17 protein-coding genes and 1 pseudogene are annotated in these 20,229 nt (G+C 76.5%); 15 read left to right on the forward strand and 3 right to left on the reverse strand.

The window, feature by feature from the left end; genetic code table 11:
- Positions 1-3 precede the first annotated feature (3 nt).
- From IE330_RS21140 to IE330_RS21150, 3 genes are read left to right on the forward strand one after another with little or no spacing between them, the layout of a single operon-like run.
- The gene (locus IE330_RS21140) at positions 4-930 is read left to right on the forward strand and encodes a hypothetical protein (RefSeq protein ID WP_190137650.1); all 927 of its coding nucleotides are present in this window, start codon (positions 4-6) and stop codon (positions 928-930) included.
- The gene (locus tag IE330_RS21145; RefSeq protein ID WP_190137651.1) at positions 927-1,193 is read left to right on the forward strand and encodes a Trm112 family protein; all 267 of its coding nucleotides are present in this window, start codon (positions 927-929) and stop codon (positions 1,191-1,193) included. Before IE330_RS21140 ends, IE330_RS21145 begins: the two co-directional genes overlap by 4 nt.
- Positions 1,194-1,250: 57 nt before the next feature.
- Positions 1,251-1,844, forward strand: coding sequence for a hypothetical protein (locus IE330_RS21150; protein ID WP_190137652.1), 594 nt, complete (start codon positions 1,251-1,253; stop codon positions 1,842-1,844).
- Here the strand turns inward: IE330_RS21150 and IE330_RS21155 are convergent.
- Positions 1,841-2,716 carry an ATP-grasp domain-containing protein gene (locus tag IE330_RS21155; RefSeq protein WP_190137653.1) on the reverse strand — a complete coding sequence of 292 codons (876 nt, stop codon included), beginning with the start codon at positions 2,714-2,716 and terminating at the stop codon, positions 1,841-1,843. The genes IE330_RS21150 and IE330_RS21155 overlap by 4 nt on opposite strands.
- A 428-nt stretch (positions 2,717-3,144) precedes the next feature.
- Here IE330_RS21155 and IE330_RS21160 point away from each other — a divergent pair, with 428 nt between their 5' ends.
- Together IE330_RS21160 and IE330_RS21165 are read left to right on the forward strand one after the other, a co-directional pair.
- Positions 3,145-4,620, forward strand: a complete 1,476-nt coding sequence (locus IE330_RS21160) for an acyl-CoA synthetase (protein WP_190137654.1) — start codon at positions 3,145-3,147, stop codon at positions 4,618-4,620.
- Positions 4,621-5,359: 739 nt separating this feature from the next.
- Positions 5,360-5,734 (forward strand): CU044_2847 family protein, encoded by a 375-nt coding sequence (locus IE330_RS21165; RefSeq protein ID WP_190137655.1) that lies wholly within the window; start codon positions 5,360-5,362, stop codon positions 5,732-5,734.
- Positions 5,735-5,765: 31 nt separating this feature from the next.
- On the opposite strand, the gene IE330_RS21170 is transcribed toward IE330_RS21165, so the two are convergent.
- Entirely contained in the window at positions 5,766-7,085 is a 1,320-nt protein-coding gene (locus IE330_RS21170) for an MFS transporter (protein WP_190137656.1), read from the reverse strand.
- An 861-nt stretch (positions 7,086-7,946) separates the two neighbouring features.
- Between IE330_RS21170 and IE330_RS21175 the strand changes: the two genes are divergently transcribed.
- Positions 7,947-8,987, forward strand: a complete 1,041-nt coding sequence (locus IE330_RS21175; RefSeq protein ID WP_190137657.1) for a rod shape-determining protein — start codon at positions 7,947-7,949, stop codon at positions 8,985-8,987.
- An 84-nt stretch (positions 8,988-9,071) separates the two neighbouring features.
- On the forward strand, positions 9,072-10,577 hold the full coding sequence (locus IE330_RS21180; protein ID WP_190137658.1) for a GAF domain-containing protein: 1,506 nt from the start codon (positions 9,072-9,074) through the stop codon (positions 10,575-10,577).
- Positions 10,578-10,907: 330 nt separating this feature from the next.
- Here the strand turns inward: IE330_RS21180 and IE330_RS21185 are convergent, their stop codons facing one another.
- On the reverse strand, positions 10,908-12,185 hold the full coding sequence (locus IE330_RS21185; RefSeq protein ID WP_373314698.1) for an MFS transporter: 1,278 nt from the start codon (positions 12,183-12,185) through the stop codon (positions 10,908-10,910).
- 249 nt (positions 12,186-12,434) lie between these two features.
- Here IE330_RS21185 and IE330_RS21190 point away from each other — a divergent pair, with 249 nt between their 5' ends.
- From IE330_RS21190 to IE330_RS21225, 8 genes and pseudogenes are all read left to right on the forward strand, one after another.
- A complete protein-coding gene (locus IE330_RS21190) occupies positions 12,435-13,457 on the forward strand; it encodes an ABC transporter substrate-binding protein (protein ID WP_190137659.1) in 1,023 nt (340 codons plus the stop codon).
- Positions 13,447-14,667 carry a FecCD family ABC transporter permease gene (locus IE330_RS21195; protein ID WP_229925804.1) on the forward strand — a complete coding sequence of 407 codons (1,221 nt, stop codon included), beginning with the start codon at positions 13,447-13,449 and terminating at the stop codon, positions 14,665-14,667. The genes IE330_RS21190 and IE330_RS21195 overlap by 11 nt, the downstream gene beginning before the upstream one ends.
- The gene (locus IE330_RS21200) at positions 14,664-15,497 is read left to right on the forward strand and encodes an ABC transporter ATP-binding protein (protein ID WP_190137660.1); all 834 of its coding nucleotides are present in this window, start codon (positions 14,664-14,666) and stop codon (positions 15,495-15,497) included. Before IE330_RS21195 ends, IE330_RS21200 begins: the two co-directional genes overlap by 4 nt.
- Positions 15,497-16,234 (forward strand): class I SAM-dependent methyltransferase, encoded by a 738-nt coding sequence (locus IE330_RS21205; protein WP_190137661.1) that lies wholly within the window; start codon positions 15,497-15,499, stop codon positions 16,232-16,234. The genes IE330_RS21200 and IE330_RS21205 overlap by 1 nt, the downstream gene beginning before the upstream one ends.
- A complete protein-coding gene (locus tag IE330_RS21210) occupies positions 16,231-17,085 on the forward strand; it encodes a Rossmann-like domain-containing protein (RefSeq protein WP_190137662.1) in 855 nt (284 codons plus the stop codon). Before IE330_RS21205 ends, IE330_RS21210 begins: the two co-directional genes overlap by 4 nt.
- The gene (locus tag IE330_RS21215) at positions 17,082-18,236 is read left to right on the forward strand and encodes a GHMP family kinase ATP-binding protein (protein WP_190137663.1); all 1,155 of its coding nucleotides are present in this window, start codon (positions 17,082-17,084) and stop codon (positions 18,234-18,236) included. The genes IE330_RS21210 and IE330_RS21215 overlap by 4 nt, the downstream gene beginning before the upstream one ends.
- On the forward strand, positions 18,157-19,206 hold the full coding sequence (locus tag IE330_RS21220; RefSeq protein WP_190137664.1) for a pyridoxal-phosphate dependent enzyme: 1,050 nt from the start codon (positions 18,157-18,159) through the stop codon (positions 19,204-19,206). The genes IE330_RS21215 and IE330_RS21220 overlap by 80 nt, the downstream gene beginning before the upstream one ends.
- Positions 19,157-20,218: pseudogene (locus tag IE330_RS21225) on the forward strand (NsdA family TPR-like regulatory protein); the annotation flags it as partial. The gene IE330_RS21220 and the pseudogene IE330_RS21225, both read left to right, overlap by 50 nt.
- Between the last annotated feature and the right edge of the window lie 11 nt (positions 20,219-20,229).

Consider the following 20,229-nt stretch of genomic DNA (forward strand, 5'->3'; position numbering starts at 1 on the left):
CCCGTGTGGGTGGGTGTGGTCGCGGCGCTGCTCGCCAACGTCCTGTACAGCACCGGCTTCGTGCTGGAGAAGCGGGCCCTGTCCGCGATGCCGTCGGTGAGCGTGCGCGAGCCGCTGCGGCTGCTGCGCCAGGTCGTCTCGAGCCCCCTGTGGATCGGCGGCTCCCTCGCGCTCGCGGCGGGCTTCGGCGCGCAGCTCGCCGTCTACCGCACGCTGCCGATCGCCGCCGCGCAGGGCATCTTCGTCGCCGGCCTGGTGCTGCTGCTCCTGCTGTCGTCGGTGCTGCTCGGCGAGCGGACCTCGGGGCGCGAGCGGTTCGCCGTCGGCGCGATCCTCGCGGCCCTGCTGATGGTGGTGCTCTCGCTGGACGAGGGCACCGACACCGTCGGCGAGGACGCCCCGGTGCCGCTGGTGCTCGCGGTGTGCCTGCCCTCGCTCGCGCTCGGCGTATGGCTGTACGCGACCGGGGAGCGGCGTGCCCGGCAGCGGCACCGGCAGCGGTCGACGGGCGTGGAGTACGGCGTCGGCGTGGGCCTGCTGTACGGCGTCAGCTCGCTGGCCATCAAGGGCGTGTCCGGTTGCCTGACCACGGACGGGCTCGGCGGCGAGCTGCTCGGCCTGCTGGCGTCGCCGTACCCGTACCTGCTCCTCTTCACCGGCGCCTTCGGCCTGGTGATGTCGCAGGCGGCGCTGCAGCGCTGCCGGGCCTCGCTGATCGTGCCGGTGTGCACGACGGTGACGGCGCTGTTCACGGCCGTGCTCGGGACGCTCGCGTTCGGCGAGGCGCTGCCCGACGACCCGGTGCGGCTCGCGCTGCGCGTGGCGGGCACGGCCCTCGCGGTGACGGTCCTGCTCGTCATGCCCAAGCACGACGCGCCGCCGCCCGCCGCGCACCCCTCCTCACCCCCCAAGGAGCTGACCAACGGATGAACCCCGACGACCCGCTGCTGAAGATACTGGCCTGCCCGCTCGACAAGGGCCCGCTGGTGCTGCTGCTGCCCGAGGAGCCGGGCCCGGACGCCGGCACGGACGCCCCCGCCGGTACGGGCGGCGCCGCCGACCAGGCCCTGTACAACCCGCGGCTGCGCCGCCGCTACCCGATCCTCGACGGCATCCCGCAGCTCCTGCCGTCCTCGGGCGAGCAGGTCACCGAGGACGAGCACGAGCGGCTCCTCGAACGCGCCGCCTCCTGAGCCGGGGCGCGGAGGGGCGACCCGCCCCCCGGCCGGGCCGTGGGCCACGATGGGCCCATGCCCACACGCCCCTCCGCGCCCTTCACCCCGCTCGACTTCCAGCTCGTGCTGCTGCGCCGCATGGCCGACCACAACGCCGACCTCGTCGAGGACGCCCGGCACGCCCTCGGCGTCTCCATCGGGGAGATGCGCGAGGCCAACCGGCGCTGGCAGGCCATGGTCCGCTCCCCCCGCTCCCGCGCGGCCGCCGCCCGCTACCGCTCGGTGCTCGGCGAGCCGGAGGCCACCGCGGACCGTACGATCGGCGACCTGCGCTGCCGGGCCCTGCTGTGGCCGGTGCCGCTCTGGCCCGACCTGCGCTTCGAGGTGCTGCTCGCCCCGGACGGCGCGGTGTGGAACGCCTGGCTGGTGCGCGCCCCCGGCGCCCCGCCCCCGGCCCTGCGCACCCTCGCCGACCTCACGCCGTGGTCCTGCACGGTCGACGAGGCGGCCCGCGCCTTCGCGCCCGCCCGGCCGATGGAGGGCACGGCGCCGACGCGGTGGCGGCTCGCGTTCAGCGGCCCGGACACCGAGGGCGGGCCGCTGCGGCCGTGCGTGGCGGAGTTCACCTGGGGGCTGCTGCAGCGGGTGTCGTTCCCCGAGGGGCGCTAGCCGGCCGCCTTGACGATCAGCTCGGCGACCGTGGTGAGCGAGCCGGGGTGCTCGGCCAGGAAGAGGTTCGGCTCGATGAGCTCCAGCTCCATCACGCACGGCGCGCCGTCGTCGCCGTCGACCAGGTCGACGCGGGCGTACAGCGGCTCGGCCGCGCCGGGCACGGCGGCCAGGGCGCGCTCGGCCACGGCGAGTTCGGCGTCGGTGGCCTGCCAGACGCGGACGTCCGGGTGCGCGGTCCTGGCCGCGTCGTACGCGATGCCGGGCGTGAGGACCGGTCCCTTGCGGATGGCGTGCAGATGGCTGCCGCCGAAGAAGATCAGGGCGCGCTCCCCGGTGGTGTCGATGCGGGGCATGTAGGGCTGCACCACGGCGGTGAGCCCGGCGGTGCCGAGCCGGGCCAGGTGGGCGCGGGCGGTGCCGTGCTCGCCGGGCCGGTGGCGGGCGGCGAGCCGGGACCCGGCGCCGACGGTGGGCTTGATGACGAACTCCCGGTCGGGCAGCGCGCCTTCGGGGTCCTCGCCGGGGGCCACGTACGCCGTCGGCACGGTGGGCACCCCGGCCGCCGCGAGGTCGCCCAGGTACCGCTTGTCGGTGTTCCAGCGGACCACGTCCGCCGGGTTGGCGAGCACCGTCAGGCCCGCGACGCGGTCGGCCCACGCCGTGAACTCGGCGACGCGCTCGATGTAGTCCCACGTCGAGCGTATGAGGACGAGGTCGTAGGCGCCCCAGTCGGCGTCCGGGTCGTCCCAGTACTCGGCGCGGGCCGTGGCACCGGCCTCGCCGAGCGCCCGTACCAGACGCGGCAGGTCGCGGTCGGTGACGATGTCGGGGCGGGGCCGGTAGGTGGCAAGGGCGACGGCGACGGCCACGGGCGCTCTCCTCGGATACGCGCGGACGATCCGGGTGATCGCCGCGCGCAGGCTAACGCGCACCGGCCGGGCCCGGAAAGCGAATTGAGACCGGGGCCACACCGGAGGCCCCGCGCGCACCACGGGGTCGCCCGCACCACGGGGACCGCCCGCACCACGGGGTCCGGACCGGGAGGCGGCCCCGATCGGAAGGCGGCGCCGGCTCCCCTCGTCCCAGGGGAGGCGGCGCCGTGACTCCGGGTACCCGCCGATCCGGCAGGAACGCCTGTGGTTCCTTGCCGGATCCGGGGCGATGACAGGGGTCTTGCGGGGGACGGCTGGGGGCTTGCGGGGGCGGGGCGCCGGATAGGTTGGCGGTGGAACTGATCGCCGGCGGCCGTGCGGGCGCCGGTGGTCGCGCGGCCCCGAGGACCTACGGAGGACGACTCGTGGAACCCGAACCCCTCTTCCCCGCCCTGACGGCGCCGGGGGACGCCCCGGCCCTGCGGTTCGGCGACCGGGAGCTGTCGTACGCGCAACTCGCGGCGAGCGCGGGCGCGTTGGCCGGGCACCTCGCCGGGGCGGGCGCGACCCGCGTGGCCGTGTGGGCGACCCCGGCCCTGGAGACCGCGGTCGGCGTGGTGGCCGCGCTGCTCGCGGGGGTGCCCGCGGTGCCCCTCAACCCCAGGTCGGGCGAGCGGGAGCTGGCGCACATCCTCGGCGACAGCGAGCCGTCACTGGTGCTCACCGCGCCCGGGGACGACCTCCCCCCGGCCCTGGGCGCCGTGGCCCGCCTGGACGTGGCCACGACCGTCCCGCCCGGCACCGCCGTCCCGGCGCCGCGCGAGATGTCGCCCGCCGCCCCCGCCCTGATCGTCTACACCTCCGGCACCACGGGCCCGCCGAAGGGCGTGGTCCTGCCCCGGCGCGCGCTGTCCGCGACGCTCGACGCGCTCGCCGACGCCTGGCGGTGGACGGGCGACGACGTCCTGGTGCACGGGCTGCCGCTGTTCCACGTCCACGGCCTGATCCTCGGCGTCCTCGGCCCGCTGCGACGCGGCGGCTCGGTGCGGCACCTGGGCCGGTTCAGTACGGAGGGAGTGGCCCGGGAGCTGGCCGGCGGGGCGACGATGCTGTTCGGCGTGCCGACGATGTACCACCGCATCGCGGAGGCGCTGCCCGACGAGCCCGGCCTCGTCAAGGCCCTCGCGGGCGCGCGGCTCCTGGTGTCCGGCTCGGCGGCGCTGCCGGTGCACGACCACGAGCGCATCGCCTCCGCCACGGGGCGGCGCGTCATCGAGCGGTACGGGATGAGCGAGACGCTCATGAACACGAGTGTCCGCGCGGACGGCGAGGCGCGTGCGGGCACCGTGGGCGTGCCGCTGCCGGGGGTCGAGCTGCGCCTCGTCGACGAGGCGGGCCAGGAGATCTCCGGCACCGGTCCGGAGGCGGTCGGCGAGATCCAGGTGCGCGGCCCGAACCTGTTCACCGAGTACCTCAACCGCCCCGACGCGACGGCGGAGGCCTTCGCGGAGGGCGGCTGGTTCCGCACCGGGGACATGGCGGTGCGCGACCCCGACGGCTACGTGCGCATCGTCGGGCGCAAGGCCACCGACCTCATCAAGAGCGGGGGCTACAAGATCGGGGCCGGGGAGATCGAGAACGCGCTCCTCGAACACGAGGGTGTGCGCGAAGCCGCCGTCACCGGGGAGCCCGACCCCGACCTGGGCGAGCGCGTGGTCGCCTGGATCGTGCCCGCCGACCCCGGCGCCCCGCCCTCCCTCGCCGTCCTGGCCGACCACGTGGCCTCCCGCCTGGCCCCGCACAAGCGCCCCCGCGTGCTCCACCTCCTGGACGCGCTGCCGCGCAACGACATGGGCAAGGTCCTCAAGCGAGGCCTGACGACCCCCACCGCCCGGCCCTGACCCGGGGCCCGGCCCTGACCCGGGTCCCACCCCCGGCCCCGGTCCCACCCACCCGCCCACCCTCGGCCTCCGGCCTCGTCCTCACACGCCGGACGGGCTGAAACGACCCGCGTCCCGCCGCCGTCGCCTGCGGGTGATCCACCGCTCCGCGGCGGATGTACCCCCACCCACCCGCCCTTTCATCGGCCTGGCGGCCTCGTCCTCAAACGCCGGACGGGCTGAAACGACCCGCGTCCCGCCGCCGTCGCCTGCGGGCAATCGGCCTGGCGGCCTCGTCCTCACACGCCGGACAGGCTGAAACGACCCGCGTCCCGCCGCCGTCGCCTGCGGGCAATCGGCCTGGCGGCCTCGTCCTCAAACGCCGGACGGGCTGAAATTGTCCGCCGGGCGCCGTCGTCGGCTGACGGACACCCCTGCCCGTCCAGCCAACGACGGCGAAACGAGGCACTTCCACCTGCCCGGCCGACGACGGCGAGACGGGAACTTCCGGCCCGTCCAGCCGACGACGGCGAGACGGGGACATTTCAGCCCGTCCGGCGTTTGAGGACGAGGCGCGGAGCGCCGATGACGGGGGAAAGGGGCGGAGCCCCAGACGAAAGGGCGGGGGCCCGGGGGCGGCAGCCACTGGTTCGGGGAGGGGCGGGACTGGGGCGCCCCGCGGGGGTTTTCCGCAGCCGGGCCCCCGGCCAGAATGTGCTCCCGGTGACCGACCCGCGGGCACCATGACGACGGGGGCGGTATGGACGGCGGTCTGGTCGAGTTCACCACGGACAGCGGCGCACGGGTGGCCGTCGCCCTCGCCCCCGAGGACATGGACGGCGTCCGCCTGGTCTCGCGCGGCGACGGCCCCGCCCAGGCCGCCCGCACCTTCGAGGCCACCCTGGACAGCGCGCGGGCGGCCGCCGAGGCGGCGCTGCGGGTGTTCCGGGACGGCACGCTCAGGCCGGACTCCGTGGAGATCGAGTTCGGCGTACGGATGACCGCGGAGGCCGGGGCGGTCCTGGTGAAGGGGTCCGCCGAGGGGCACCTCCTGGTGCGGCTCGCCTGGTCCCCGGAGAAGGACACCCCGGCCCCCGCCGGCCCCGGCACCACCCCGGAGGCCGGCGCGACCTGACCCCGCCGCCCCGGGCGCGCCCGCCGAGGGGTCAGGCCCGCGGGTCGCGGGCGTCGTACCGCAGGAAGGCGCGCCAGCGCAGGACCAGCAGGCCCACGGCTACCACGCACGCGGCGCCGCCGCCGACGATCGCCACCCGGGGCGAGGCCAGGTCGCCGACCGTGCCGGCGAGGAAGTCGCCGAGGCGGGGGCCGCCCGCGACGACGACGATGAACACGCCCTGCAGCCGCCCGCGCATCGCGTCCGGCGTGGCCGCCTGGAGCATCGTGCTGCGGAACACCATGGAGACCGTGTCGGCGGCGCCCGCGAGGGCGAGGAAGACGACGCCGAGCCACAGGTCGCGGGTGAGGCCGAAGACGGCGACGGCCGTGCCCCAGCCCGCCACCGACAGGGCGATGGCGAGCCCGTGGTGGTGGACGCGGCCCAGCCAGCCGGAGAACACGCCGCCGAGCAGCGCCCCCACGGCGGGCGCCGCCGCGAGCAGGCCCGCCGTCTTCGCGTCGCCGCCGTACCAGACGACGGCGACGGCGGGGAACAGCGCGCGCGGGTGCGCGAGCACCATCGCGCACATGTCGGTGAAGAACGTCATGCGCAGGTTGGGGCGGGTGGCGAGGAAGCGCAGCCCGTCGACGACGGAGGCCCGGCGCCGCTTGCCACCACCCGCCGCCACGCCACCACCACCGGAGCCGGTGCCGGTGCCGGTGCCGTCGTCGCCGGGGAGCATCGACGGCAGCCGCCACATCGCGTACAGCGCGGCGGTGAAGGTGACGGCGTCGATGGCGTACGCCGCCTGGTAGCCCCACAGGCCGACGATGACGCCGCCCAGCATGGGGCCGACGGTGGTGCCGGACGTCGTGGTCAGGGAGTTCAGGGCGTTGGCTGCGGGGAGCTGCTCGGGCGGGAGCAGGCGCGGGACCATCGCGGTGCGCGCGGGCGAGTTGAGGGCGCCGCACGTCGCCTGGAGCGCGACCACCCCGTACAGGAACCACACGTGGTGGAAGTCCACGAACGCCGCCGCCGCGAGGACGAAGGACAGTGCGCACAGCCCGGCAGCCGAGTACAGGCCGAGCTTGCGGCGGTCCACGGTGTCCGCGATCGCGCCCCCGTACAGGCCGAAGACGACGAGCGGGACGAGGGAGAACAGGCCGACCAGACCGACGGAGAAGCTGGAGCCGGTGATGTCGTACACCTGGAGGGACACCGCGAGCGCGGTCATCGCCTGACCGACCCAGGAGACGGTGTTGCCGACCCACAGGCGCCGGTAGTCGGCGGAGGTCCGCAGCGGGGTCAGGTCGGCGAGGATGCGGCGCTTGGGCGGCGGGGCGGCACCGGACCCCCCTCCGGCGGGCACACCCGGCCCGTCCCCGGGAGGAGCGCCGCGCCCCGCTGCGGCGGGTGCGCCGGACCCGTCCCCGGCAGATGCGCCGCGCCCCGCTGCCCTGGGTGCGCCGGACCCGTCCCCGGCAAGTGCGCCAGGCCCCACTCCGGTGAGCACGCCCGCGTCCCCAGCAGAAGCACCACGCCCGGCCGCGGCAGATACGCCCGGCCCCTCCCCGGCAGAAGCACCGCGCCCCGCTGCGGCGGGTTCGCCGGGCCCCTCCCCGGCAGAAGCACCACGCCCCACCGCGGCAGGCGCACCCGACCCTTCCCCGGCAGAAGCACCGCGCCCCGCTGCCGTGGATGCGCCGGACCCGTCCCCGGCAAGTGCGCCAGGCCCCACTGCGGTGAGTACGCCCGCCTCCCCAGCAGAAGCACCACGCCCGGCCGCGGCAGATACGCCCGGCCCCTCCCCGGCAGGAGCGCCGGGCCCCGCTGCGGCAGGTGCACCCGCCCCCTCCCCGGGAGCGCCCCGCCCCTCCCCGTCCGGTGCGCCACGCCCTCCGCCCACCGGTGCGCCGGGTTGTTCCACGGCGGCCGCGCCAAGTCGTTCCACGGCGGCCGCGCCGGGCGCCTGTCCGGGTATGCCGGGACCCTCACCGTCAGTCGCGTCATCCGTCTTCGCTCGTGTCACACGGGATGGTAACCGGCGGGCGGCGGGGCCCGGCCGCGGATTTCACGCGGCGGAACGGGCGCCCCGGCCGGGTACGGACCACCCGCACGGCCGCTCCCCGCACGGCCCACCCCGGCATGCGCGGCGGCCCGGAGCCTCGCAGGATGCGGAAGCAAGGCCCACCGCCCGGTGGGCCCCCGCGTGCTCTCGGGAGGATCCGCCGTGACCGTCAGTCTGGAACAGCTTCGCCGCTGCCACATCGGCGTCGACCTCGGTGCGGCCCGCACGCGCGTGTTCGTCAAGGGGGCCGGGCTCGTCGTCGACGAGCCGAGCGTCGCCGCCGTGAACACGCGCACGGGCGCGCTCATCGCGGTCGGACAGCTCGCGGAGCAGATGACGGGCCGTACCCCCGGCTACATCCGGGTGGTGCGCCCCGTGTCCGGCGGCACGGTCGTCGACATCCAGATGGCGCAGCGCATGGTGCGCAGCCTGCTCGGCGAGAAGCTGCGCCGCGCCCTGCGCCGCAAACCGCTCCTCCGGGCCGCCGCGTGCACCCCGCACGACGCGGACCCGCTCGCGCAGCGCGCCACCGTCGAGACGCTGGTGGGCCTCGGCGCGCGGCGGGTGGAGCTGGTGGACACGCTCATCGCGGCGGCGGTCGGCTGCGGCCTGCCCGTGGAGCAGCCGGAAGCGACCATGATCATGGTGTGCGGGGCCGCCACCACGCAGATCGCGGTGCTCTCCCTCGGCTCCATCGTCACCGCCGAGCGCATCCCGGTGGGCGGCGAGGCCATCGACCACGCGATCGTCCAGCACCTGCGCCACCAGCACGAGCTGATGCTGCCCTCCCAGTCGGTACGGCCGCTGCAACTCGCCCTGCACGGCAACGGCCTGACCCCGCAGGGCCCGGAGTCCACCGAGATCCACGGCCGGGACGTGGCCACGGGCCTCGCCCGCTCCGTGCGCGTCGACACGGCGGCCGTCCGCGACGCCATCCACACCCCGCTCACCGCCGTGCTCGACGGCATCGGCAAGGTGCTGCGCGACTGCCCGCCGGACCTGGTGGCCGACCTCGCCGACCGGGGCATCACGATGGTCGGCGGCAGCGCGCTGCTCCCGGGCCTCGACCAGATGCTGCGCGACGCCACGGGGATGCCCGTACGCATCGCGGAACGGCCCGAGGTGTGCGCGGTCCTCGGCCTGGGCGCGATGCTCGAGGGCAAGATCCAGCCGCTGGTCCTGTCCCCCCTGACCGGGAGCTGACGGACCACACGCCCGCGGCCTCCCCCGACGGGGGCGGCCGCCCGCTCCTTCCTCCCTCCTGGCCTACGGGAGTACGCCGCCGCCATGACCGACGACGCCGGCGGGCCCTCGCTGCCGCTGCTCCTGGACGCGGTCCTGAGCGTCGGCACGGAGCTCGCCCTCCGCCCCACCCTCCAGCACGTCGTGGACAGCGCCACCGCCCTGACCGGGGCCCGCCGCGGCGTGCTGCGCGTCTCGGCGGCGGAGAGCGGGCGGGCGGAGCTGTTCCGGGCGGGCGGGGGCGGGGAGGCGCGGGGGGACGCGCGGGGGGACGTGGTGAGCGTCCCCATCCGCGTCGCGGACGAGGAGTTCGGCCGGCTGCACCTCACGCACGCGCCCGGCGGCGTCTTCACGGACGAGGACCGCGACCTGCTGCGGGTCCTCGCGAGCCAGGCCGGCATCGCGGTCGGCAACGCCCGCCTGTACGAGACCGCCCGCCAGCGCGAGCGCTGGATCGAGGGCGCGGCGGCGGTCACCACCGCCCTGCTCACCGGCGAGGCCGCGGCGGACGCCCTGATGACGGTGGCCCAGCAGGCCCGGCTCCTCGCGGACGCGGCGGCGGGCGTCGTGCTCCAGCCCACCGAGGAGGGCGGCATGCGGATCGTCGCGGCGGCGACGGACGGGGGGCCCGGGCCGGAACCCGGGGCTGAGCAGGAGCAGGACCCCCGGCAGGGGCCGCGGCGGCACCCCGCCGCCGCGGCGCAGAACGACCTCATCGGCACCACCATCGAGCCCGGCAGCGCCGTACTGGAGCAACTTCTGGGCGGTCAGCCCGTGTTCGTCGAGGACTCCGCGACCGACCCCCGGATGACGACCCGCGTGCGGTCGAGGTTCGGGCCGAGCATGATGCTGCCGCTGCAGGCCGGGGGCCGGCTCATCGGCACGCTGGCGCTGCCGCGCCGCCGGGGCGCGCGCCCGTACACGGCGGTGGAGCGGCTGCTCGCCACGCAGTTCGCCTCCCAGGCGGCGCTCGCCCTCGTCCTGGCCGACGCCCAGCAGTCGCGGCAGCGCCTGGCCGTGTTCGAGGACCGCGACCGGATCGCCCGGGACCTGCACGACCTCGTGGTCCAGCGGCTGTTCGCGACGGGCATGATGCTGGAGTCGACGCGGCGGCGGGCCACGGACGCGCCGGTGCGGGCTGCGCTCGACCAGGCCGTGGACGAGCTGGAGTCGACGATCCAGGAAGTGCGGACGGCGATCTTCGCCCTGCAGCAGCCGCCCGCCGAGGCGCCCACGACGTTCCGGGGCAAGGTGCTCAAGGAGACGGCGGGGGCGGGGGCGGTGCTCGGGGTGCAGCCGTCCGTGCACTTTGCGGGGGCCGTCGACACGCGGGTGACGGAGGCCGTGGCGAAGCAGCTCGTCGCCGCGTTGCGGCGGGCGCTCGCGGCGGTGGCCCGGCGGGGCGGGGTGACGCGGGTGGAGGTGGTGGTGGAGGCGGGGGTGGCTTTGCCGGACGGGCGGGACGGGGTGCGGCTTGTCGTCTTCGACGACGGGGAGGCGGGGGGTGGGGCGGACGGGGGCACCACGGTGACGTGGCAGGCCCCGCTGTAGCCCCCGGCCGGGCCCTCGCGGGGCGCCCCACCCCCGGCCGGGCCCTCGCGGGGCGCCCCAGTCCCACCCCTTTCCCGAAACCAGGGGCTGCCGCCCCTGGACCCCGCCCTTTCGTCTGGGGCTTCGCCCCTTTCCCCCCTTGTCGGCGCTCCGCGCCTCGTCCTCAAACGCCGGACGGGCTGAAATACCCTGCGCCACCGGGGCGATACGGGCGGGCGGGCGGGCGGGAAACCACCCGCCGCGCCAGCGGCGGGACACCACGACGACAACCCGCAGCCGCCAGGTCGGGGCCCAGCCCCGCCACCGGGGCGATACGGGTGGGCGGGCGGGTCAGCGGGCCCCGGGCACGGAGAAGGAGCGGGCGCTGGGGACCAGGGCCGCCGCCGCGGGGGCCGTGAAGCACAGGGCCGCGCAGACGGCCAGGACGGGGCCCGGGCCGAAGTGGTCGATGGCCGGGGCGATCAGCGCCAGCCCGGCGGGCGCGAGGCCGTACGACAGCATGAAGTCGAGGGAGGACACCCGTGCCAGCTTGTCCGGCGCGACCTCGCGCTGCGTGGCGGTGAACCAGGGCACGTTGAACAGTTCGATGCCCACCCCGGCCACGGCGTACGCGGCCACGACGACCACCCAGTGCACCGGCAGCACCAGGCTGAGCGGCGCGAAGCCGTAGAGGGCGAGGCCCGCGAGGGCGGCCCGGCCCTGGGCGCGCGGCCGCCAGCGGGCGACGACCAGGGCGCCGCCGAGGGCACCGAGCGTGTACGCGGTCATCGCGGCGGCCAGCACCACCTCGGTGTCGTACTTGTCGCGGCTGACGAGCGGCAGGGCGACGCCGGTGGCCGAGTAGCCGGTGGCGATGACGGTGGTGAGGGCGCCGAGCCCGGCGAGGAACCACGGGTGCCGCCGCGCCTCGCGCAGGCCCTCGGCGAACTCCGCGGCGAAGGAGGGGCGCGCCCCGGGCTCCGCCGCCCCGGGGCGGGTGCCCGCGCCGGGCCCGGGCACCAGCGCCGCCGCCAGCCACAGCAGGCCGATGCCGAGCAGCAGCGCCCAGGTGTCGAGGACGACGGCGAGCAGCGCGGTGAGGGAGGGTCCGGCGAGGGTGGTGGCCCGGACGGAGAGGGTCATCGCGGCGTTGGCGGCCTGGCGCCGCTCCTCGTCGACGACTTCGGCGGTCAGGGCCTGGAAGGCGGGGCGGCACGCGCCCTGCCCGGCGCCCGCGACCGCGGCCGCGGCGAGCGCGAGCGGCAGGGAGCGGCCGAGCCCGGCCGCGAGGAGGGGTGTGGCGGCCGCGGCGGCGAGGCCCGCCCAGAGCACGACGCCGCGGCGCGAGTACCGGTCGGCGAGGACGCCGCCGACGGCGACCGCGACGAGGAAGCCCGCGGTGCGGGCGGCGAGCAGCAGGCCGAGGGTGCCCGCGCCTATGGTGCGGTCGAGGACGGCGAGCCCGAGCACGAAGGGCAGTGCCCAGGTCGCGAGCCCGGACGCGGTGGTGCCCGTCCAGAGCCGCAGGAAGGCGGGGTCCCGCAGGACGCCGCGCCGGGCGGTGCCCGCCCGCGGTTCCCCTCCGGCTCCCTCGGCGTGCTCGGCCGTGTGTGTGGGCGTGGTCGCCACGTGACGTACTCCTCTGCTGTCGCCCGCGCGGGGTCGCGCGGGTCCCGGACGGTGCCGTCCGCGCGGGGTCGCGCGGATCTCGAAATCGTTATGCGGGGGTGCGGTGGCCTCCAAGTGCCGCCGCACATCGGGGACTTGACCGGTGCCGGGCGACGGTCGCCGTCCGGCCGCGGCCACCCCCGCGAGCGTTAATGAAAATGATTGCCATTACAGTACCCTTGTCGCGTCCCACCCACGACCGGAGGTCCCATGCGCCACCCCGCCCGCCTCGGCATAGCCGCCCTGGCCCTCTCCCTCACGGCCGTCGGCTGTTCGTCCGGCGACGGCGGCACGTCGGACGGCGCGGCGGCCGCCGCCCGCACGACGACCGTCACGAGCTGCGGCAAGAAGCTGAGCTTCGAGAAGCCGCCGCAGCGGGCCGTGGCTCTCGACCAGTCGTCCACGGAGGTGCTGCTGGCGCTCGGCCTGGAGAAGCGCATGGCCGGTACGTCCAACCTGAAGACGAAGATCGCGCCGGAGTACCGGGCCGCGTACGACAAGGTCGACGTGCTCAGCCCGAAGATCCTCACCGGGGAGCAACTGCGCGCCGCCACCCCCGACTTCACCCTCGGCGGCTTCACCGACTACTTCACCAAGGACCGCGTCGGCACCCGCGAGGAGCTGGCGGAGCTGGGACTGCCGTCGTTCGTGAGCGCCGTGGACTGCCCCAAGCAGAATGCGGCCGGGGGCGGGGCGAAGTCTCCCTTCGAGCTGCTCTTCCAGGACTACACCGACCTCGGGCGGATCTTCGGCGTCGAGGAGCGCGCGCGGCAGCTCGTGAAGCGGCAGCGCGCCGTGCTCGCCGAGGCGGCGCGGACGAAGCCCGACGTCAAGGGCGAGCCGAGCGTCGTGTGGGTGTACTCCGTGTACGGCGACACCCCTTATGTCGCGGGCAGGTCGGCGATCCCCAGCGAGATGAGCCGCCTCGTCGGCGCGCGCAACGCCTTCGACGACGTCGACGAGGACTGGCCGCAGGTCACCTGGGAGGAGGTGGCCAAGCGCAAGCCGGACTTCATCGTGGTCGGCGACCTGTCGGAGCGCGGCAAGCCGGGCGACAGCGCCGAGGACAAGCTGAAGGCGATCCGCGCCAACCCGGTCATGGCGAGGCTCCCCGCGGTGGAGGAGAAGCGGTTCGTCGAGATCCCCGGTACGGAGATGGACCCGTCGGTCCGGGCCTCCAAGGCGCTGCCGCGGCTGGTGGCGGGGATGAAGGACCTCGGGTATGTCCGCTAGCCCGGACGTGCCGGGCGCCGTCGGCGTCCCCGCCGGAGCCCCGGCGCCCGGCTCCGCGCCCGCCTCCGGGCGGCCGGGCGGACACCTCGTACCGGACCTGCTCCACCCGTCGGCGCGCGACCCGCGGATCGCGAACACCGCAGCCGCCGCGACCGCCGCGACCGCCCCCGGACCCGGTCCCGTACGGGCCGCCGTGCGCGGGGCCGGGGCCCGGGCCGGGATCTTCCTGCTCGCCGCCCTCGTCCTCGTCGCGTCCGCCGCCGCCTCCGTGCGCATCGGCACCACCGACGTCCCGTACGGCGACGTCGGGCGCAGCGTGGGCTTCCACCTGGGCCTGGGCACCGAGGCGCTGCCGCCGCTCGTGGACTCGCTGATCTGGGAGCTGCGGGTGCCGCGCGTGCTGATGGCGGCGCTGGTCGGCGCCGGGCTCGCGGTGTGCGGCGCGGCGCTCCAGGCCGTCACGCGCAACGCCCTCGCCGACCCCTACCTCCTCGGCATCTCCTCGGGCGCCTCGACCGGCGCCGTCACCGTGGTGGTGCTCGGCGTCGGGGCGGCGTCGCTCGGGGTGACCGGGGGCGCGTTCGTGGGCGCGCTGGTGTCGTTCGCGCTGCTGATGCTGCTGCTGCGGCGCGGCGGGCTCGACTCGGTGCGGATCGTGCTGACCGGCGTCGTGGTGGCGCAGCTCTTCACGGCGCTCACCTCGCTCGTCCTGATGGCGTCCGGCGACGCGGAGATGGTCCGGGCGATCACGCAGTGGCTGCTCGGCTCGATGGCCCCGGCGCGCTGGGACGCGGTGGCGGTGACGGCGGCCGTGACCGCGGCGGGCCTGCTCGTCCTGTGGCTCAACTCGGCGGCCCTGGACGCCTTCTCGTTCGGCTCCGACACCGCCTCGTCGCTCGGCGTCGACGTGCGCGTGACGCGCTGGGTACTGCTCGTGGTGACGTCCCTGATGACGTCGGTGGCCGTGGCGTCCGTGGGCGCGATCGGGTTCGTCGGGCTGATCGTGCCGCACGGCGTACGGTTCCTCGTCGGGCCCGGGCACCGGGTGCTGCTGCCGCTGTCGGCGCTGGTGGGCGCGGTGTTCCTGGTGTGGACGGACGCGCTCGCGCGGGTCGCGTTCAGCCCGCAGGAGGTGCCCGTCGGCGTGTTCACGGCGCTGCTCGGCGTGCCGCTGTTCCTGCTGGTGCTGCGCAGGCGGGGGGAGCTGTGAGGATCATCGCCGAGCACCTGAGCTGGGAGGTCGCGGGCAGGGCGGTCGTCGACGACGTGTCCCTGGACGTGGCGCCCGGCGAGACCGTCGGCCTGATCGGGCCCAACGGCTCCGGGAAGTCCTCCCTGCTGCGGTGCCTCGCCGGACTGCGCACCCCCGCCGCGGGCACCGTACGGTACGACGGGGAGCCGATCCGCGGCTGGAGCGCGCGGCGGGTCGCCCGGCGCGTGGCCTTCGTGGAGCAGGTCGCCGACACCGACGGGGACCTGCGGGTCGTGGACGTGGTGGGCCTCGGCCGCACCCCGTTCGGCGACCGGTGGCGCGGGCCCGGCGCCCACGACCGGGCCGTCGTCGACGCCGCCCTGGCCCGGCTCGGGCTGACCGCGCTGCGCGACCGCGCCTGGAAGGCCCTGTCGGGCGGGGAGCGCCAGCGCGCCCACATCGCCCGCGCGCTCGCCCAGCAGCCGTACGCGATCCTGCTCGACGAACCCACCAACCACCTCGACGTGAAGCACCAGTTGGAGCTGCTCGCCCTGCTCGCGGGCACCGACCAGACGGTCCTGGTCGCGCTGCACGACCTGTCGCTGGCCGCCCGCCACTGCGACCGGCTGCTCCTGCTGCACGGCGGGCGCCTCGTCGCCGCCGGGCCGCCGAAGGACGTCCTGACGCCGGAGCTGCTCGCGCAGGTCTTCGAGGTGGACGCGGAGACCGGCCCGGACGCCCTCGGCCACCTCGCGGTCAGCTACCGCGGGCCGCTCACCCCCCGCTCCCCCGCCACCGACCCCTCCCCGCCTCCCTCCACAACCCCCTCTACGAACAAGGACTGTTGATGGACACCACGGCCACCGGCCCCGATCTGGTGCGGCAGTTGCCGCCGCCGCTGCCCGCCGAGCGGATCGTCGCGCTCAACCAGCCCAGGCAGGACCTGCACACCACCCGCGCCTACGAGTGGAACGGCTGGACCTTCGACGTGCCGCCGGGCGTCTTCCTGCCCGGCTGGACCAGCCGGATGGTCCACGAGCGGATCCTCGACGGCCGCATCGAGACCCGCGGCCGCCGCTACGGCGCGATGGGGGCCGGGCTCGGCGTCGAGGCCGTCGCCGCCGGGGTGCGCGGGGCCCGCGAGATCTACGCGATGGACGTGCACGCCACGAGCGTCGCCACCGCCGCCCGGCACTACGCCCGCCTGGTCGGCCCCCGGGACGGCACCGCCTTCCTGCCCGCCGCGGGCGACCTCTTCGACGGGGTGCCGCCCGGCACCCGCCTCGACGTCGTCACCTTCAACCCGCCCGCCGTCAGCCAGGCCGTGAGCGACGACCCCGACGTCGTCCGCAACACCTGCGTCGGCGCGTCGCTGCTCGCCCGCTTCTTCGCGCAGCTCGCCGAGCGGGAGCTGCTGGCCCCCGACGGCGAGGTGTACGTCATCGCGTCCAACACGGCCGACCTGCGCACGATCGTCCAGGACGCCCAGGACCGGGGCTTCACCCCGCGCGTCGACCACGTCCGCGACTGGCGCGACGGCGTCCTCACCTTCCTTTTCGCCTTCACCCACGGGAGCCGGGCATGACGAGCACTTCGTACACGACGGACACGGCGCGCCTCACCGGTGTCGACGCGCTCCTCGGCGCGGTACTGGCCGGTGACCTCGGCCCCGACCCCGCGGAGTTGACCGCCACCAGCGTGTTCTGGGCGCACCACGGCACCCGGCTGGCGGGCGGTGACGTCACCTACCTCAACCAGTACGTCCTCGTCCGCGTCGGCGGCGCCTTCGGCGGCTGCGCCTTCGAGGCGGGCGAACTGGACCCGGCCGTCTGCCGGGAGGCGTCGGGCAGCCCGCTCGCCGCGCTCCTCAAGGAGGCGCCGACCCCGCTGCGCACGGCCGCCCTCGACGCCTACCTGGCCGCCGTCCGCCCGCACCGCGAGACACCCGGCGCGGAGCCGGTGACGCTGCCCGCGGGGCCGCCCGAGGTGCGCGCGGTCGCCCGGGACGCGGCCGTCGCGGGCCTGCTCGACATCGAGCCGGGCGCCAAGGTCGCGCTGATCGGCGTCGTCAACCCGCTGGTCGCGGCGATCCGTGAGCGCGGCGGCGACCCGCTGCCCTGCGATTTCAACCTGCGGACGACGCAGTGGGGCGACCCGGTGAGCCGCGACATGCACGAGGTGCTCGACGCCGCCGACGCCGTCGTCGCCACCGGCATGACGCTCTCCAACGGCTCCTTCGACACGATCCTCGCCCGCTGCCGCGAGCGCGTCCCCCTGGTCGTGTACGCGCAGTCCGGCAGCGCCGTCGCGCGGGCCTTCCTGGGCGCGGGCGTGACCGCCCTGTCCGCGGAGCCGTTCCCGTTCTCGCAGTTCAGCGCGGAGCCGACGACCCTGTACCGGTACCGGGCCGCGGCCGGCGGGAAGGGCGGGGCATGACCGCCGCCCGCACCCGCCACGGGCCGCCCGGCCCGCCCCCGGGCGCCGCCTCCGCGGCGGCCGCCGCGCCGGAGGCCGCCGCGCCCGTCGGCACCGGCCACGCCACCTGCCACCACGGCGAGATCCTCCAGGGCGTGTTCCTGGACGAGCGGTGGCGGCGGCGCGCGGGCCTGGTGACGCTGCCGCTGGCCGGGCTCGGCACCCGCGCCCGGTTCGCCCGCCGCCCGGGCACCGACGAGGTCACGGTCGTGCCCGCCGACCGCACCAAGGCCCTGCGCGCGGCCACGTACGCGCTCGCCGAGTGCGCGACCCGCCGCCAGGAGCCGCTGGACGGCGGCGAGCTCACCCTGGACGGCGACATCCCCGTCGGCCTCGGCATGGGCTCGTCCAGCAGCGACGTCATCGCGGCGGTGCGGGCCGTCGCCGACGCGTACGGCGTGCACCTGGCGCCGGAGGTGATCGCGCGGCTCGCGGTGCGCGCCGAACGCGCCTCGGACCCGCTGATGCTCGACGGCCGCCCGCTGCTCTTCGCCCAGCGCGAGGGCCGCGTCCTGGAGGAGCTGGGGGCCGCGCTGCCGCCCGCGCTCGTCGTCGGCGACGCGCGCGGCGGCGGCCGCCCGGTCGACACCCTGGCGCTGCCCGCGCCCGCGGACGACGCCTTCGACGAGGCGGACGTCCCCGCGTACGAGCGGCTGCGCGCCCTGCTGCGCCGCGCCGTCGCGGCGGCCGACCCGGTGCTGCTCGGCCACGTCGCCACGGAGAGCGCCCGGCTGCGCCAACGCGTCCTGCCGCACGCCGAGTTCGCGGTGCTCACCGAGATCGCGGGCCGCGTCGGCGCGGTCGGCGTCCAGGTCGCGCACAGCGGCAACGTGGCCGGGCTGCTCTTCGACCCGGCGGCACCGGACCCGCGCGGCCGGGTGCGCGACTGCGCCCGGGCCCTGCGGGCGGCCGGCATCCCCACCACGTACACCTTCCCCACCCGCCCCTCCCCCGGCGCCCTGGCCGCGCCGCGGTCCCCCGGCGCGGCCACCGCCCCCGGCACCCCTTCACCCACCAGCGAGGAGCCCCCGCATGGACGAGCACATCGCGGAAGCGATCGGCCGCCCCGACCTGATACGTGTCGACGACGGACTCATCTGCCTGCGCTTTGAGACCATGAAGGTCGTCTCGGCCCTCGCGGCCGTGCGCCACCTCCTGGACACCGGCGCCGTCCGCCCCGGCGCCACCCTGCTGGACAGCTCCAGCGGCATCTACGCCTACGCGCTCGCGCTCGCCTGCCACCGCTACGGCATGGGCTGCCACATCGTCGGCTCCACCACCGTCGACCACACCCTGCGCACCCAACTGGCCATACTCGGGGCGACGTTGGAGCAGATGCCGCCGAGCGACGACCTGAAGCTGGACCAGAAGCGGCGCGTCGCCCGCGTCCACGAGATCCTGCGCGAGCACCCCGACCACTTCTGGATGCGGCAGTACCACGACGACATCCACTACCTCGGCTATCGCGCGGTCGCCGACCGCCTGTACGCGGAGGCGGGCGCCGACGGCGGCCTCACCCTCGTCGGCGGCGTCGGCTCGGGCGCCTCGACCGGGGCGCTCGCCCGCTATCTGCGCCGCCGCACCCCGGACGTGCGGCTCGTGGGCGTCCAGCCCTTCGGCAGCGTCACCTTCGGCAGCGAGCACGTCGCCGACCCGGAGATCATCATCGCCGGGATCGGCAGCTCCATCCCGTTCGCCAACGTCTCCCACGCGGCGTACGACGCCGTGCACTGGCTGTCCTTCGACACCGCGCTGGCCGGCGGCGTCGACCTGCTGCGGCGGCACGCCGTTTTCGCGGGCCTGTCCACCGGCGCCGGCTACGCGACGGCCCGCTGGGAGCGCGCGCAGGCCCCCGGCCGCACCACCGTGTTCATCGCCGCCGACACCGGCCACCGCTACGTGGACACGGTCTTCGCCCGGCACGCCGAGGCGGCCCCGCTGGATACCCTCGCCCCGCGCATGGTCACGTCCCTGGACGAACTGGCCCTGCCCTGGGCCCGGATGGAGTGGGCGGGCGCGGCGGCCCCGGCGGCGGCTGTGGCGGGAACAGAGGGGGGACGGGGGCCGTTGCAGCGGACGTAGAGATCCGTTCGGGGCGGCCGGGGGTGTGGTGGAGCACGACGAGGACGACGTCACCGCGGCCGCGCAGGCCGCGATCCAGCGGCTCGTCACCGTGGACGCGACCCAAGGCGCCCGCGCCGCGGTGCCCCTCGTACGGGAGGCACTCCGGCGGGTCGGGCACGGCGTACGGGGTGCGGGCGCGGAGGGCGGTGGCCGGGAGGCGCCGCGAGGCGAGGGGGGCGGGTCCGGCGGCGCCGGTGGGGGCAGCGATCGTCTCGCCGCGCTCGCCGAGTTGTGCGAGGTCGCCGGGTGGATCCTCTTCGACGCGGGCCACCACCGCACCGCCCACCGGCTCAACGCCCGCGCCCTGGCCCTCGCCGAGCGGTGCGGGGATCGCTGGACGGCCCGCCTCACGCTCCTGAACGACAGCATGCTCCTGGCCCACGCCGGCCGCCCCCGCGCCGCGCTCGCCGCCGCCGTCCAGGCCCTGGGACCGCGCCCGCTGCCGCCCCGTGTGGCGGCCCTCGTCCTGATCCGCGAGGCGCACGCGACCGCGCTGCTCGGTGCCCGGCGCGCGCCGCGCGAGCTGATCGGGCGGGCCGGGAGCCACTTCCTCGACGGGGTCTCGCGCCACGACCCGCCGTGGGCGTGGTGGCTCGACGAGGCGGAGCTGCTCGGCCACCGCGGCTGGGTCCTGGCCCGGGTGGGCGACACCCGTCGCGCGGTGCCCGCGCTGCACCGCGCGGCCACCGCCCCGGGGCCGTCCTACCGGCACCTGTTCGGCGCGCAGTTGCTCGCTGCCCTCGTCCGGGCCGGGGCCTGGCGGGACGCCGAGCGCCTCGTCGCGGACCTCGCGCCGCGCGCCCGGACCATCGGCTCGGCCCGGACCACCGAGGTCCTCGGACACCTCGCGCACCGCCTGCGCGAGCCGGGCACCGCGCCCGGGTACCTGCGGGACGCCGCCGTGCACCTGCTGGAGTCACTGCCCGCGCCGCGGGCCGGGGCGGCGCCCCCGCCGGACGGCCGCCGCTAGCCCAGCCGGGC

The organism is Streptomyces longispororuber (assembly GCF_014656095.1).
GTDB lineage: Bacteria > Actinomycetota > Actinomycetes > Streptomycetales > Streptomycetaceae > Streptomyces > Streptomyces longispororuber.